The organism is Anabaena sp. CCY 9910 (assembly GCF_963920875.1).
GTDB classification, from domain to species: domain Bacteria; phylum Cyanobacteriota; class Cyanobacteriia; order Cyanobacteriales; family Nostocaceae; genus Trichormus; species Trichormus variabilis.
Genome location: NZ_CAWUDJ010000036.1, coordinates 38665 through 53331 on the forward strand (window position 1 = coordinate 38665; position 14667 = coordinate 53331).

At 40.3% G+C, this 14667-nt stretch carries 14 protein-coding genes and 1 riboswitch; of the genes, 9 read left to right on the forward strand and 5 right to left on the reverse strand.

What is annotated here, in order from left to right; genetic code table 11:
* Nucleotides 1-141: 141 nt before the first annotated feature.
* From ACM5QX_RS22100 to ACM5QX_RS22120, 5 genes are all read left to right on the forward strand, one after another.
* Nucleotides 142-1329 carry a GAF domain-containing protein gene (locus ACM5QX_RS22100; protein WP_414755506.1) on the forward strand — a complete coding sequence of 396 codons (1188 nt, stop codon included), beginning with the start codon at nt 142-144 and terminating at the stop codon, nt 1327-1329.
* 6 nt (nt 1330-1335) lie between these two features.
* A complete protein-coding gene (locus ACM5QX_RS22105) occupies nt 1336-1719 on the forward strand; it encodes a response regulator (protein WP_414755507.1) in 384 nt (127 codons plus the stop codon).
* A 313-nt stretch (nt 1720-2032) separates the two neighbouring features.
* Nucleotides 2033-2290: a hypothetical protein gene (locus ACM5QX_RS22110; RefSeq protein WP_414755508.1), complete on the forward strand. Its 258-nt coding sequence runs from the start codon at nt 2033-2035 to the stop codon at nt 2288-2290.
* Between the two features lie 119 nt (nt 2291-2409).
* Entirely contained in the window at nt 2410-2718 is a 309-nt protein-coding gene (locus tag ACM5QX_RS22115) for a DUF3181 family protein (protein WP_011320127.1), read from the forward strand.
* A gap of 323 nt (nt 2719-3041) precedes the next feature.
* Nucleotides 3042-3260, forward strand: coding sequence for a hypothetical protein (locus tag ACM5QX_RS22120; protein ID WP_011320128.1), 219 nt, complete (start codon nt 3042-3044; stop codon nt 3258-3260).
* Between the two features lie 79 nt (nt 3261-3339).
* Here the strand turns inward: ACM5QX_RS22120 and ACM5QX_RS22125 are convergent, their stop codons facing one another.
* Together ACM5QX_RS22125 and cobW are read right to left on the reverse strand one after the other, a co-directional pair.
* Nucleotides 3340-3810, reverse strand: coding sequence for an ABA4-like family protein (locus ACM5QX_RS22125; RefSeq protein ID WP_414755509.1), 471 nt, complete (start codon nt 3808-3810; stop codon nt 3340-3342).
* 76 nt (nt 3811-3886) lie between these two features.
* A complete protein-coding gene (cobW, locus tag ACM5QX_RS22130) occupies nt 3887-4927 on the reverse strand; it encodes a cobalamin biosynthesis protein CobW (RefSeq protein ID WP_010997542.1) in 1041 nt (346 codons plus the stop codon).
* A 235-nt stretch (nt 4928-5162) separates the two neighbouring features.
* Here cobW and ACM5QX_RS22135 point away from each other — a divergent pair, with 235 nt between their 5' ends.
* The 3 genes from ACM5QX_RS22135 (at nt 5163) to purB (ending at nt 8046) form a co-directional block, all read left to right on the forward strand.
* The gene (locus ACM5QX_RS22135; protein WP_414755510.1) at nt 5163-6062 is read left to right on the forward strand and encodes a YihY/virulence factor BrkB family protein; all 900 of its coding nucleotides are present in this window, start codon (nt 5163-5165) and stop codon (nt 6060-6062) included.
* A gap of 53 nt (nt 6063-6115) precedes the next feature.
* Nucleotides 6116-6634 (forward strand): DUF421 domain-containing protein, encoded by a 519-nt coding sequence (locus tag ACM5QX_RS22140; RefSeq protein WP_414755511.1) that lies wholly within the window; start codon nt 6116-6118, stop codon nt 6632-6634.
* A gap of 116 nt (nt 6635-6750) precedes the next feature.
* Complete coding sequence (gene purB, locus ACM5QX_RS22145; RefSeq protein ID WP_414755512.1) at nt 6751-8046, forward strand: adenylosuccinate lyase; 1296 nt, start codon at nt 6751-6753, stop codon at nt 8044-8046.
* A 125-nt stretch (nt 8047-8171) separates the two neighbouring features.
* Here purB and ACM5QX_RS22150 read toward each other — a convergent pair whose 3' ends face one another.
* Both ACM5QX_RS22150 and ACM5QX_RS22155 read right to left on the reverse strand, forming a co-directional pair.
* Nucleotides 8172-9449: a glycosyltransferase family 4 protein gene (locus tag ACM5QX_RS22150; RefSeq protein WP_414755513.1), complete on the reverse strand. Its 1278-nt coding sequence runs from the start codon at nt 9447-9449 to the stop codon at nt 8172-8174.
* Nucleotides 9450-9600: 151 nt separating this feature from the next.
* Nucleotides 9601-9751, reverse strand: a riboswitch (cyclic di-AMP (ydaO/yuaA leader).
* 1061 nt (nt 9752-10812) lie between these two features.
* On the reverse strand, nt 10813-11040 hold the full coding sequence (locus ACM5QX_RS22155; protein ID WP_414755514.1) for a hypothetical protein: 228 nt from the start codon (nt 11038-11040) through the stop codon (nt 10813-10815).
* A gap of 391 nt (nt 11041-11431) precedes the next feature.
* On the opposite strand from ACM5QX_RS22155, the gene ACM5QX_RS22160 reads away from it, so the two are divergent.
* A complete protein-coding gene (locus tag ACM5QX_RS22160) occupies nt 11432-13783 on the forward strand; it encodes a tetratricopeptide repeat protein (RefSeq protein ID WP_414755515.1) in 2352 nt (783 codons plus the stop codon).
* 365 nt (nt 13784-14148) lie between these two features.
* Here the strand turns inward: ACM5QX_RS22160 and ACM5QX_RS22165 are convergent, their stop codons facing one another.
* Entirely contained in the window at nt 14149-14541 is a 393-nt protein-coding gene (locus ACM5QX_RS22165; RefSeq protein ID WP_414755516.1) for a hypothetical protein, read from the reverse strand.
* Between the last annotated feature and the right edge of the window lie 126 nt (nt 14542-14667).

The following is a 14667-nucleotide window of genomic DNA, read 5'->3' on the forward strand; positions in this document are numbered from 1 at the left end:
AACGAAAGATAACTTCTGCTTTCTCAAGAGAAATCATATTTGTTACTTTATTTAATAAACTTTTTAGATCAGTAATATTTTATTTGTCAACTATAAAATAAAACGAGCTTAACATAGGAATGCTCTAAAAATTTCAAAATCATGTTCATTTTAGAGAATGATCCACTAGAAGCAGGGCGTGTATATAAAAGCACAGGAGCGCTACCCAAGAATATATTACGCTCAACAGTTTATCGAGCGTGGGAAAGATCCCATCTGCAAGGAGCTAATCCTCACTCGTTACAAGCGGAAAAACTTTCAAGTTTGGAGACAGAACGTTTAGTAGAGCAGCAGAGTTATTTGCTTGATGTTGTGCGTCCTTATTTCCAAATTTTATCCCAGGCAGCTGGTAAAGAACCTCATGCAGTTATGTTAGGCGATCGCCAAGCTATTTTGCTGGGTTTAACAGGTGATGAACAAACTATCAACTCAGAATCTTTTCCTGCTGCTGGTTCTTTATTATCTGAAAGTGTAGCTGGCGCTAACGGCATCGGTACACCCCTAGCAGAAGAAGATTATGTAGAAATTATCGCCAGCGAGCATTTTATAGAAGGCTTCCATCCTTTTACCTGTCAGGGTATCCCTTTGCGTAATGAAAAACAGGAAATTGTCGGAGTATTGAGTATCTCCTCACAACGTCAGGATGCAGGACAACGACTCAAAGAAATTTTATTGTGTGCGTCTCGTGCTGTCGAGGCAGAATTCTTAATAGCAAACCTAAAAAAAGATATTCACCATGTACTAACTTCTAATCCTGAGGAATATCAACCATTAGAAGAATTGCGTCAAGATATTATCCAAGCACATCATGCTGCACGCTTAAAATTGGAAGTTAGCTCTCGGATGGTGGCGGTGAATCGCCTAGATTATGCCAAACAGCTACTGCAACAAGCAGACAAATCAATTCGGATATTTCAACGCCATGCGGCAATTTGGCGTAATTTAGCTTCTAGTGATGTTGGTTCAGTGGAAACTATCTCCTTAACTGACACTATCCAAGATTTTGTGGAGTTACTATCCACAGAAGCTAACATCCGCAAGATAGAGGTTGTGACGAACTGGCAAGAGCCAATTATAGTCATTACCGAACCAGCAACTCTGTTACGCCGTTTGTTACGTTATTTTTTGCAATCTTTCGAGAAAGCAGGTAAAGGGGGAACACTAGAGGTGGCTGCTCAGAGGGTGGTAAATTCCCAAGTTGTCCTAGTGAGTTTTCTGCCTATTGCAAGCTTAAATACATATCCATTAGAACCAACTCCATTAATTTTTTCCATACCAATAAAAAATTAAAAATTTATGAACCATCAAAGTTTAGCCAGAGGCAAAGTTTTAATAGCTGATGACGATGAAGATAGCCGAATGATGCTCTCTTTTGTATTACAGGAAGAAGGCTGGGAAGTTTACGAGGCTTGTAACGGCAAAGAAGCTCTAGAAAAAGTAATTGAAGAGAAACCGGATTTGTTGATCTTAGATAATAGAATGCCAGAGTTAAGTGGTGTTGAAGTTTATCAATATCTACAAGCAGAAGGTATTCATATAGCAGTTGTCTTAGCTACAGCATACGGTTATTTGGACGAACTAGCTTCATCCTTGGGTGTGGAGCATTTTATTCATAAACCCTATGAGATTCCCGCGTTACTGAAAATGGTGGAGTCTGCTTACGCTCACTCTCGTAACTAATACCAATTCAATTAATGATTGCAACACATTCTTGGGTGAAGACGCGATGAATCTACAGATGGTTTATTTGTCGGAGGGTGAAGACGCGATTTATCGCGTCTCTACAGATGGTTTATTTGTCGCATTCTTTTTTAAATTGGTATAACTCAGTTACTTTCAGCTTTGTGGGAGGTTGTCGGGGTCAACGCCGAGACTATGCAAATAAGCTGCTAACTGTTCTGCACGTTGGCGTTCTTGTTCTCACAGTAATTCGGCTTGTTCTGTCCGTTGATTTAGTATAATCAGGTTGTGTTGAAATTTGTAACAAATATTTATGCCTCCTCGTTGGCCTCGCAAACCCGATCGCAAAGACCCAGAATTCCGCAAGCTAGATGACAGAATGAATTTTGCTGTCCATGTAGCTATTGCGGCGACGATTAACTCTGGTTTATGGTTTTTTCAAAACATCACCTTAGCTAAATGGGAATGGCTACCGTTGTTAACGGCTGGTTGGGTGATTGTATTGTTAGCTCATCTAATTTATATTGCGGCGATCGCTAACTATTCACCTACACCGCCTAAATCCACCTGAAGACGGACTGCTAAAGCTAGGGCAATTGTAACCTGTGGCTGTACATTCACCCGTTAAATTGCGCGATAATGATTATTAGCCTGAGAGTTCGCGCTCTTTTTTTATATGGGGTGATTTTTATGGCTAAGACTAATACGACAGAATTGCTAGAAGCCCTAGCGGCGGAAATTGGCGAAAGTGTTTATATAGATATTGCCAAATGGCATCTATATTTAGGTGATGCCAAACTGCATACTGTTGTCGCTGAACAGTTATATCCCTTAATTACTTCTAACTCAGTCAATGAAGACAGAGTTATCAAAGTACTAGAATCTATTCCTGTAAAAATTGGTGGTGGTAGGCGAGAACTACCTTTATTTGATTTATTACCACTGCAATGTCAGGTAAGTCTGGTGGATATTTTAGAAAAATATCAACGCGAAATATAATTCTTTAATTCAGATTATCGCAGCATTTCATTTTTTACACCCCTTTATTGAGGAGGTGAAGATTATGGCTGCTGATGAATTTCACCATGAATATACTCTGACAAAAACAGCAGAGAAATTGGGTAAAAAAGCTTCATAGCTAAATTTAATACCCAGCTTTGTTGCACGTTATTTTGTCGATATTAGACAATATTATATTCCTGATGAAATAAAATCTGAATCCCTAACACCAGAAGAAATGTATATGTTTTTTAGGAAATTATTAGAAGATTCTGGTAATTAAGCTTTTCCCCCATTAAATAGTTAATAGTGAGGATACTTGTATGCTTTTACAAACGAAAGACACTAGCGATTTAGTGAAAGTTGTTGATATTCAAGAGTTAATCGATCCAAACATCGACATTGTTCATGGGCGGGATCAGGAAGGTCAAGAAGAACAAGATACGGATTCTTTCAAAAAAGAAAATCTCGTGTTTCCTTCCGGCGAAAGTCTTCCCCGTTGTTGGTTAGATGCCAATTACCGGACAGCTAAAGCTTCTTAGTTCTTTTGATAAAAAATATCCCCGATTTTTCTAAAAAATGGGGGATATTTGGCTATTAACAGGGTAATTAACTCTCTATTTAAGAAGCAGCTTGTTCTGGTGATTTAGCTATATCACTACTTGATAATTTGGGAGAAATTGCTTTAGTAATCCAGTAAGTAAAAATATGGGATAAAACTCCCAAAGGCCCAGCAAATAAACAAAGTGTGAGGGAATGAATTGTCCAAATTCCAGTTTTTTGCCCTTCCCAATATATCCAGCGACCGACAAATAAATCCATCACCAGAAAATGAATCCAACCAGTTGCGGCTGCTGTTTCGTCGGCAAAGAAACGAGCGATGTCTGCTAATTGGGGATTAGATAAAGCTTGGGCATTTTCTGGAGTAATGCTGGTGATAAATAAATACAGGTACGCTCCAGCTAAGGGTAAAAAGATTAGATATGATTCCATTACTCGCCGTGTGACTTTCCAGTTGGGAAGAAGAATCATTAACGCCCAAAATGGCAAGACGAAAATATTAGCGATGTTAAATAGTTGTGTGATGTTCATCAGAGGAATGGGTAATGGGTAATGGGTAATGGGTAATGACCAATGACCAGTTACCCATTACCAATTTGTTACTAAATTACAAAGCTACCAGTTGCGATTCTATTTCTGTTGAATTTAAATCACGACCGATAAAAACTAAACGAGTTTGTCTGGCTTCTTGTGGTTGCCAAGGGCGGTCGTAAAATTTGTCAAATCGGTTGCCTACGCCTTGCATGACTAGGCGCATGGGTTTGTTGGGAACGGCGACAAAGCCTTTGATGCGGTAAATTTCTTGTTGGTTTGTCAGTGTTTGCAGTTGTTGTTGCAATTTTTCTGGGTCAAAGTCCCGGTCTAAAATGAGGTGAGTTGAGGTGATATCGTCGTCGTGGTCGTGGTCTTCTTCGGTGTCGTGATGACTGGGGCGACTATCTAGGTTGTCTTCCACGGCAGCTTGGAATCCTAATAGTATAGATGGGTCGAGTTGACCGCGATCGCTCTCCACCATTTTCACTACTCTGGGTAGTTCTTGCTTGACTAATTCTTCAACTTGTGATTTTGTTGCGGCATCAACTAAATCAGTTTTGCTTAGAACTACCAAATCTGCACAAGCTAGCTGGTCTTCAAACAATTCTTGCAGTGGTGTTTCGTGTTCCAGACTATCATCAGCTTGGCGTTGGATGGCGATCGCTTCTAAATCACTGGCAAAGGTTCCTGATGCAACGGCCGCACAATCTACCACTGTTACCACTGCATCCACAGTTGCAGCGTTACGGATTTCTTGCCAGCGAAAAGCTTTTACCAATGGTTTGGGTAAGGCTAAACCAGAGGTTTCAATGACAATACAGTCTATGCTATCTCTTCGTTTGAGTAATTCCTGCATCGTCGGCAAAAACTCTTCTTGGACGGTGCAGCATAGACAGCCATTAGTTAATTCAAAAATATTACTCCCGCCATCCTCATCTTCGGGACAAACTTGGCAGGATTTCAATAAGTCGCCATCTATCCCCAGTTCGCCAAACTCGTTGACTAAAACTGCTATGCGGCGGCCTGCGTTATTTTGCAGTAGGTGGCGAATGAGGCTGGTTTTACCACTACCTAAAAAGCCTGTAATTACGGTGACTGGAATTTTTTGAGCCATTATTTCAGTAAATCAACAAAATTAAGAGAGTAAGGAATGATAGTAATTCTTAATTAAGAAGTCCAGGTTGTATTTGTATTATCTGCCATTCGGGCAAGGCTTCTAAGCTAAATTTGTCAAATTCCTCCTGAAGATAAACTCATAAGTACCCAGGGAAAGATGTCATTACTAGGAAAATCAGTATCAAATATATCAGGAGATGAATCGGCATCTTCCTAGAAGGGAGAATGAGGAAATGAACTTAAAAGCGATTTGGCAACTTTTTCAAGAGGCGTTTCAAGAGTGGAATGATGATAAAGCCTCACGTTTGGCGGCTGCATTAGCTTACTATACGGTGTTTTCTATCGCACCTTTGCTGATTATTGTGATTGCGATCGCCGGTGCAGTATTTGGAGAAGAAGCTGCTAGGGGCGAAATTGTGCAGCAAATTCAAGGTTTAGTCGGTAGAGATGGGGCAGAGTTTATTGAAACTGCTATTCAAAATGTAGATAGGCCAAAGACGGGTACGATAGCTTCTCTTATTAGTATTGCTCTTTTATTATTGGGTGCAACTGGTGTTTTTATCGAGTTACAAGACTCCCTCAACACCATTTGGGAAGTACAACCAAAACCAGGACGCGGTGTCAAGGGTATTTTTCGCCAGCGTTTTTTATCTTTTGGCATGGTTTTAGGTATTGGCTTTTTGCTGTTAGTTTCTCTGGTAATTAGTACTGTATTATCAACACTAGTTAATTATTTTGGTGGTTTACTACCAGGTGTAGATTTTCTTTGGCAATTGGTTAACTTTATTATTTCTTTTGCCATCACTACGTTGCTGTTTGCATTAATTTTCAAGGTTTTACCAGATGTCAGAATTACTTGGAATGATGTTTTAGTTGGTGCAATTCTTACCTCAATTTTATTTTCTATCGGTAGATTTTTGTTAGGACAATATTTAGGTAATGCTGGTTTTGGTTCAGCCTATGGCGCAGCTGGTTCAGTCGTGTTGATATTAGCTTGGGTTTACTATACTGCCCAAATTCTCTTTTTCGGTGCTGAGTTTACCCAGGTTTATGCCAGAAAATACGGCAGACGTATTGTTCCAACTCGTCACGCTATGCCTTTAAATGATACAAATTCGGGAAATCGGCATTAGAGACGGTAAGGCATAGAGAAGATAGGGGAATCAACAATTAAAAATTACGAATTATGATGAATTGGTTTTCTATAAATTGGCACGCTATTTTTGTGCCTAGTATCAGTATTTTAGAGCTTGTAATCCGGGGATCATTGGTTTATTTGGCTCTTTTTTCTGTGCTGCGCTTGCTGCCTAGTAGACAGATGGGAACTTTAGGAATTACGGATTTGCTCGTAGTTGTGCTATTTGCTGAAGCTGCTCAAAATGCGATGGCAAGTAACTATACATCGATTACTGAAGGAGCAATTCTTGTTGGAACTGTCATTTTTTGGAGCTATTTTCTTAACTGGTTAGGTTATAAACTTCGGATAGTTCAACGTTTCTTAAATCCACCACCATTACTGTTAGTAAAAAATGGTAAGACGATTGAACGGCATTTGCAACGAGAATTAATTACAGAAGATGAGTTGAAAAGCAAGTTACGTCAGCAAGGTGTAGAATTTTTAGCCGATGTCAAGTTGGCGTATATGGAAGCTGACGGTAGCATCAGTATTATTACATCGGAGTCGAAACTGGTGGCTAGGGAATAGGGAGTAACAATTGTTAACTGATGACTGTTAACTGTTAACTGTCAACTGACAACTATCAACTGACAACTATCAACCAAAGCGGGGTAAAATATGACAGTTGTATTCTGCCGCGAACGTTGATAGAGCGTTATACTCTGCCCGAAATGGGCAACCTGTGGACTGACTTTTATAAACTAAAAACCTGGCTTCAGGTGGAAATTGCAGTCTGTGAAGCCCAAGCGGAATTGGGTTATATTCCATCTGCTGCTGTTGAGGAAATCAAAGCTAAGGCGAATTTTGATCCGCAACGGGTACTGGAAATAGAGGCGGAAGTCCGTCACGATGTCATCGCCTTTTTGACTAATGTCAATGAGTATGTGGGTGATGCTGGACGTTACATTCACTTGGGCTTAACTAGCTCTGATGTATTAGATACAGCTTTAGCTTTACAACTGGTTGCTAGTTTGGATGTGTTGGCGCAACGCCTGGAAGGCTTGATTGGGGTGATTCGCCAAAAGGCACGGGAACACCGTTACACAGTAATGGCTGGCCGATCGCATGGTATTCACGCTGAACCAATTACTTTTGGGTTTAAATTGGCTGGTTGGTTGGCGGAAGTGTTACGCCACCAACAACGGCTGACAATTTTGCGGGAAACGATCGCCGTGGGTAAGATTTCTGGCGCGGTGGGAACCTACGCTAATATTGAACCACGGGTGGAGGCGATCGCTTGTCAAAAACTCGGACTCAAACCCGATACAGCTTCTACACAAGTCATTTCCCGCGATATTCATGCTGATTTTGTGCAGCAGTTAGCCTTGATTGCTGCCTCTATTGAACGCTTTGCTGTAGAAATTCGCAATCTACAAAAAACAGACGTTCTGGAAGTAGAGGAATTTTTCTCGAAGGGACAAAAAGGCTCTAGTGCAATGCCACACAAGCGCAACCCCATCCGTTCGGAACGGCTGACGGGGATGGCGCGGCTAGTGAGGAGTCATGCCGGCGCAGTTTTGGAGGATGTTGCCCTGTGGCACGAACGGGACATTTCCCATAGTTCAGTGGAACGAGTAGTTCTGCCAGATGCCTGCATTTTGACCCACTTCATGCTGATAGAAATCACCAATTTGGTGGAAAATCTGTTAGTCTACCCAGAAAATATGGCGCGGAATCTCAACTGCTACGGTGGCGTTGTGTTCAGCCAAAAAGTTTTGCTGGCATTGGTAGATAAGGGACTCAGCCGAGAAGAAGCTTATGCGATCGTGCAGCAAAATGCTCATACTGCTTGGAATAAGCCAGAAGGCAATTTCCACGATTTGATCATTAAAGATCCTCGTGTCACTCAACATTTGTCTCCAGCAGAAATTGCCGTGTGTTTTGACCCACAGCAACATCTCAAGCATTTGGATGAGGTTTATCGCCGGTTGGATATTTAGAATTGGGGATTGGGGATCAGGCGAAAATCTTGGAGTAAGTTCTCCCCCTGCCTCCCCGAACCTTATTGCCTTAAGCCCCTTCCCTTGTAGAAAAGGGGTTGGGGTTAGGTTCAACTAAACTTTAACTACGCGGCAACAGCCTCTTTTTCCTTCCTTGCTGGCGCATTTTGAGTTAATAAATGAGTGTATAGCTGACTCAATTGAGATGCTACACCGTCCCAGCTGAAAGTAGTTTCCACTCGCTGACGGGCGGCTGCGCCTAGCTGATCTCGCCAAGTTGGGTTGGCTAAGATGCGGTCTATGGCTGTAGCAAAAGCTGATTCGTCTCGCGGTGGTGCAAGTAAACCTGTGACTTCTGGTACTACTGTAAATTGCAATCCGCCTACATCACTGGCTACTACAGGAGTTTTGCTAGCCATCGCTTCAATCGCAACTAAACCGAAAGGTTCGTAGTGGCTGGGGACAACGCAAACATCAGCCGCAGCGTAATAGAAGGGGAGGATTTCGTGGTCTAGGCGACCAGCAAAGGTTGTGCAATCGTTTAATCCTAGTTCAGCCACGATATTGGCAATGCGATCGCGTTCTCTGCCATCGCTTTGACCAGGACGGCTACCACCACCAATCACTAACTGGAGATTAGCTTCACCTCTCAAGCTAGACTGCGCAACGGCTCTGACTAGGGTTTCTATGCCTTTACGGGGATCAAAACGTCCTACATAAAATACCATCTTGGCATCAGGCGCAATTCCCAGTTTTTCCCGTGCTGCTGACTTGTCAATGTTTCCAAAATTATTAATGTCAGTCCCGCAAGGAATCATCTCTATGCGTCCCTTCTTAGAAACTAGGGCGCGCATATGTTGCCGTTCTTGGGGGCTGGTGGCAACTACTGTGTCTACAGTCTCTAAACAAGCTTTTTCTATAGCTAATCGCTGATTAGCTACTGCGGGTATATCTGCGATTGTTTGATATTTGATTGCCCCTAATGAGTGATATGTATGCACCAGCAGCAACGGTTGTTGCTTTTTCAGTTGCATTCCTACCCAAGACGACAACCAGTAGTTTGTGTGAATGAGTTGATAATTATAACCTTGGCGTTTTTGGAAGCGTTGGAATTCAGCCACGAATTCCGGTAAATAATCAAATACGTGATCACGTCCGATAAACTCAACTGGCCCCGCTTGTAAGCGGATAGTACGGCAGTTAGGACTATGTTGGACAATCTCAGCCTGGTCGGGACTGATACGGCGAGTGAACATATCTACTTGCCAACCTTGTTCGGCTAGTGCATGGCCTACTTCTCGAACATATACATTCTGACCACCAGCTTCTTCTTGACCTATTTCAACGGCTGGGTCTCCAGAAACAGAAATAAGTGCAATCCGATGTTTTTTAGTTTGGAACATAGTGAGCTTCACCTCAAGGCAACTACTTCTTCCTCAGACACCAGAATTTAGGACATAAGTATCCATACCTCTGGTCGAGGGCGGGTAAAACGAAGCGTAAAGCTACCAGCCAAGGACACTGACGACAGACATTATAGAAAAATCTGTACGTTCAATCTCCTCTCAATGCCGACGAAGTTAGCTGACGGGCTAGGACTGAGAGATATCCTTTTTGGATAATCCAAAATACGCCCCAATTGTGGTTCCTCCGCTCTTTAATTGCCTCAATGTTTGGGGCAATTAAGATTAGGCTGACTGATTTACATTTGCTTAACACTTTACTGGCGATCGCCATTATAGTCAATAGTTTTTACGAAAAAAATGTCTTGAATTGCTTCCAGTTTGTTTACTCACGCCTCTAAAAAAGCGTTGTAACCTAGCTGGGAAAGGGCAATATTTTGTAAGAACAAGTATTTTCTATACTGAGAATATTAACTGCGATATATTTGGTTATTCAACTTTCTAAAGAGATATTTCTTAGACTATATTTTTGAAAATTTTGGCTTATGTCTGCTGAAAACGACCTCAATCTTAGGATGGTTAATGCCCAGTAAGTCTTGGCAATGCTCTGTTATGTCTACAATACTCATGAGCGCAAGCATTAACGGGATGAGCCTATGTTCTGACTGGCGTTTATCTGAAATCAGTAGATATCTCATAACAATAATTCGGGCAATATTCAGACAATTTTTCTAGTTAGTGTTATAAAAAGTATATTATTAAATAATTCACCAGTATAAATACTCCTTGCGGGTATTGACAAAAATCAAGAAGTATTTACTCAATGATCTAAGCTGTGCAGAAAGTATATATAAAAAGACATAATTGCAGGATTTATGTCTAAAGTATTGTAGTGCAATGCTTGATTTTCTAGACTAAATTGCTAACAATAAAGAAGGGATTTAAAAATCTCATAGTCAATTTCGATCATTTGACCCTTCTACGCTAGTCCGCTCAGGCGGACTTTTTTGTTGTCAATAGGATTCTTAGTTGATTTTTGAAATATATATATGATGGGCAAGACAATTAAAATATGCAGTTTCTTCTAAAATAAAGCTGGAAATATCGCAACTTATTCTATGGATCACGAATTATTAACTTTTTTTGCCGGTGTGGGCTTTCTTATCATCTATCTTATTTTTTCTGCATGGACGGAAATGGGTACTAAATTACCTTGGAAGAAATGAACAGTGATGAGTATTTCTTGAGGTTGTTTTAACCAATTTTAGGGGTTCAGTTCTCCAGTGTTTATCAAGCGACTCGTTTTGTGACGGGGTCTCAATCCCAGTCACAAAACTTAATGACCAATTGTTTTAATTGATCACTAACGAACAGATTCAAAAATTACCATGATCGTGATTAAACATAAGAGGATTACTCCCAGAGGAAAGAACACGGTTTGCAATACTGCAATCAGTATATCGATGATGTGTAAGGCACCTAAAGCTGTGGAAAGCACATAAGCGATCGCCACTCCAAACAGCATCAGTAAAAAGTATTTCAAAAACTTAGCAACTAAACGAACTAGTATGGTGTCTTCATTCTTCAACATAATGGAACTCCTGTAGGGTGGAGAGGAACATAAATATTTACACGCTCTACAGAATCTAGTTAGTTAATGCTTACCGCTTATCTATAGGAATCTACTGAGATAAATCTTCTCTGGGAATGAAGACTTATTTAGTTATCTGTGTTAGTGAGTATGCCAAAAATATCAGCTTGATCATTAACATCTCTCCTCAACCGTGTATCTCCTGAGAATTAACTTAACTTTGCCTGTATTGATTACAAGAGTAATACAGTCTCCAAGAATTTGCAGTTGGATAAAGTAAGACATCTTATTTCCTACTGGGTAGGAAAAAGTAGTTTGTAGTATTGCGAGCAAAAGTGAAATCGTAAAAATATGGTTATAATTAAGCACAAATGATACATTCAGGCGATCGATGGGTGCAGAAGAAGCTCTAGAGCTTTTGGATAGCTTGGTTTATAGGAAAACAGGGGAACGTTTAGGCACTACTCAAAGAATAATTCTACGTAATTTATGGGAGGATAGAAAACAAACTTATCAAAATATTGCGGATATTTGTGGTTATACGGAAGCCCATTTAAAAGCAGTTGGTGCGGAATTGTGGCAAATACTGACGAACGTCTTAGGGGAAAAAGTCTCAAAGTCAAACTTTTCTTCAGTGGTGCAGAGACTTTGGCAATCTCAACGGCTACAAAAGATGTCGCTTATTGTAAATCCAGTCCACAATAATGGCAAGTCACAAGAACCGGATTATAACTTTGTGGGGCGCGATCGCGAAATAGGCGAACTTGATAGCTATGTTGTCCGAGGTGCAAAAATTATCCTCATTCAAGGTGAAGGTGGTGTCGGCAAAACTACCTTAGCGCGGCGATATTTTAAGGCGCAAGGTTTTGATTTCCTAGAGTTGTGGATGGCTAAGGAAAGCCAACATATCGTTTCTGTGGAGAGTGTGGTTGAGGAATGGCTGAGGGTTGATTTTAATGAGGAACCAGGTAAAGAGTTTGGTATTAATCTAGATAGGCTACGGCGCAAGCTGCGAGATGAAACGCGCAAGATAGGGGTTTTAATTGATAATCTTGAGTCTGCGTTGGATAGAAATGGTCAAATTATTGCTTCTCGTCGTTCCTATGTGGAACTGTTACGGGTATTAGCAGACCCTAGCATTCAATCTATCACTTTGATTACTAGTCGTGAGCGTCTGTATGAATCAGGTGTAGATGTGACTTTCTATCCCCTGGGGGGTTTGGATGAGTGTACTTGGCAAAAGTTTTTTACTAGTTGTCAAATCAAATCTAATTCATCCGCACTGAGTGAAATGTATAAAGCTTTCGGTGGAAATGCCAAAGCCATGCAAATTATTAGTGGCGCAATTACTACAGATTTTGAAGGAAATGCAGACATTTATTGGCGAGAAAATAAGCACGATTTATTAATTGAACCAGAGTTAAAAAATTTAGTTGCTAGTCAATTTGACCGTTTAGAACAAATGGATAGCGAAGCATATCGGCTGCTTTGTCGTTTGGGATGTTATCGCTATCAAGATGTTACTCATGTGAGTGTTCAGGGATTACAATGCTTACTCTGGGATGTGCCGGAACAACAAGCTAGGCGAGTCGTTAGATATCTAACAGATCGTTTATTAATAGAGTTTCGTAAAGGAAAATATTGGTTACATCCGGTGATTTGTACAGAGGCGATCGCCAGATTAAAACAAAGCGGTGAATGGCAAATTGCTAACCAAAAAGCGGCGGAATTTTGGAATCAAAGCGTTACTCAAGTAGAAAACCCTCAAGATGCTTTGATGGCGTTAGAAGCTTATCATCACTATATGGAAATTGGGGATTATGAACAAGCTGCTGATGTGATTATTCGCAGTAGACCCAAAAAGTGTGATCACAGTATATCTTTAGGGGTTTTATTTAATCGACTGGGTTTATTAGAAACCTTAATTTCTGTGATTAATCCCCTCATTTATAATTTACATTCCGACTATCATTTGAATATACTGTATAACCTATTGGGACGAGCTTATCACCAAATAGGTAATATCAACTTAGCTCTGGAATGCCACTACAAGTCTAATAAAATTGCTGAAAAAAATAACTTTCTGCAAGAGAGAATTTCCAGTAGTTTCAATTTGGGTCTTTGTTACACAGATTTATGGGAAATTGACAAAGCAAGTGAAATTTTTTACTACGTCAAGAATCTAGCAGCAACAGACAGAAATTATTATCAATATGTTGTTTATTCTCTGTGTTGTTTAGCTTATTTAGATTCTTCTGTCGGCAATAATGAAAACATAACTTTGATGTTACGAGAAGCAGAAGCCGGATTATCTCACGACAGATTAACTTCCTGGGGTATAGGCACTAGTTTACTATTTCTCAGCTTGACTTATAAAAATTTAGGTTTAATAGACAAAGCTTTGTTAATGTGCCATCAAGCTATTAACCATTGTCGTCAAAATCAATTTAGTTTTTTGGAAGCAAGGGCTACATCTTGTTTAGCATCATTATATCGAGAACAGGGACAGTTTACAGTGGCGATAGATAAACATTTAGAAGCGATCGCCAACATGAACAAGGTGTCTGATAAATGCAATCTCGCCAAAGCCTACTACCAATTAGGGTTAACATATCAGAGAATGGGCGAAGTTAACCAAAGTAGAGATACATTTCATCAGGCGATCGTTATTTTCAATGATCTACCTGCACCAAAGCAAGTAGAAAAAGTGCAAATAACAATGATGCGTTTAGAAAATAGTTAGTAGCAAAACAATGTAGGTTGGGTGGAGACTTTGCGTTAGTTAAGAGAATAGTAGGTTGGGTGTAGCGATAGCGTAACCCAACAAAGTCTTGAAAATGTTGGGTTCCGTTCCTCCACCCAACCTACATTAGTCTTTTTCGTGATAAATAATATCGAAATATAGCAGTTTGCAATTAAGTTAAATACAGACCTAACCCCCGACCCCTTCCCTACAAGGGAAGGGGAGTAGGAATCAAAGCCCCTCTCCGCGTCGGAGCGAAAAGTCTGTAGCTTGCTTCCCGCAGGGTGCGGAGGTTTCCTCCGAACAGAACTTTTCAAGAGAGAGGGGTTGGGGAGAGGTCATGAAACTTATGTTAAATCACTCGATTATCTAAATAACTTTTGCACCAAGCGCAGTGAAGAAACAATTAACTTTATCTTGCGTTGAGTTTTAGAAGCAGTTTTAACTTCATCTAATATCCTCCGCATCTCAGTTAAATTTTCTTGATTAATCCCAATTATCGTAGATTTAATAATTGCAGCCCTGACGCGATCGAGTGCATTATTACACTCTTCGTATGCTTCCCTTAACTCATTAGCTTCCGCCCAATTACCATCCATTCTCGCGGCTGTCAGTTCAAACTGAAGTTGCGGTAAAATACTGTCTAAATCCGTTTCTATTTGTTTTAGCTGGGGTACATCTATTTGATTGCTAGGGACAACCTGTAGTTGCGAAACTATGGTTTGTAGCTTATCGAGAATTTCGTCATTGTCAGACATAGAAATCATTAGATTATTATTTATATCGTTATATATAGTATATTTCCTCACACAAATTAGATAAAAATTTTAATACCAATTAAAAAAAAATAATCCAACAAATAAACCATTTGTAGAGACGCGATT

Bases quoted from the DNA above. Each gene is read 5' to 3' on its own strand.
- ACM5QX_RS22100 (WP_414755506.1), top strand. From the start codon at position 142: ATGTTCATTTTAGAGAATGATCCACTAGAAGCAGGGCGTGTATATAAA.
- ACM5QX_RS22105 (WP_414755507.1), top strand. From the start codon at position 1,336: ATGAACCATCAAAGTTTAGCCAGAGGCAAAGTTTTAATAGCTGATGAC.
- ACM5QX_RS22110 (WP_414755508.1), top strand. From the start codon at position 2,033: ATGCCTCCTCGTTGGCCTCGCAAACCCGATCGCAAAGACCCAGAATTC.
- ACM5QX_RS22115 (WP_011320127.1), top strand. From the start codon at position 2,410: ATGGCTAAGACTAATACGACAGAATTGCTAGAAGCCCTAGCGGCGGAA.
- ACM5QX_RS22120 (WP_011320128.1), top strand. From the start codon at position 3,042: ATGCTTTTACAAACGAAAGACACTAGCGATTTAGTGAAAGTTGTTGAT.
- ACM5QX_RS22125 (WP_414755509.1), bottom strand. From the start codon at position 3,810: ATGAACATCACACAACTATTTAACATCGCTAATATTTTCGTCTTGCCA.
- cobW (WP_010997542.1), bottom strand. From the start codon at position 4,927: ATGGCTCAAAAAATTCCAGTCACCGTAATTACAGGCTTTTTAGGTAGT.
- ACM5QX_RS22135 (WP_414755510.1), top strand. From the start codon at position 5,163: ATGAACTTAAAAGCGATTTGGCAACTTTTTCAAGAGGCGTTTCAAGAG.
- ACM5QX_RS22140 (WP_414755511.1), top strand. From the start codon at position 6,116: ATGATGAATTGGTTTTCTATAAATTGGCACGCTATTTTTGTGCCTAGT.
- ACM5QX_RS22150 (WP_414755513.1), bottom strand. From the start codon at position 9,449: ATGTTCCAAACTAAAAAACATCGGATTGCACTTATTTCTGTTTCTGGA.
- ACM5QX_RS22155 (WP_414755514.1), bottom strand. From the start codon at position 11,040: ATGTTGAAGAATGAAGACACCATACTAGTTCGTTTAGTTGCTAAGTTT.
- ACM5QX_RS22160 (WP_414755515.1), top strand. From the start codon at position 11,432: ATGGGTGCAGAAGAAGCTCTAGAGCTTTTGGATAGCTTGGTTTATAGG.
- ACM5QX_RS22165 (WP_414755516.1), bottom strand. From the start codon at position 14,541: ATGTCTGACAATGACGAAATTCTCGATAAGCTACAAACCATAGTTTCG.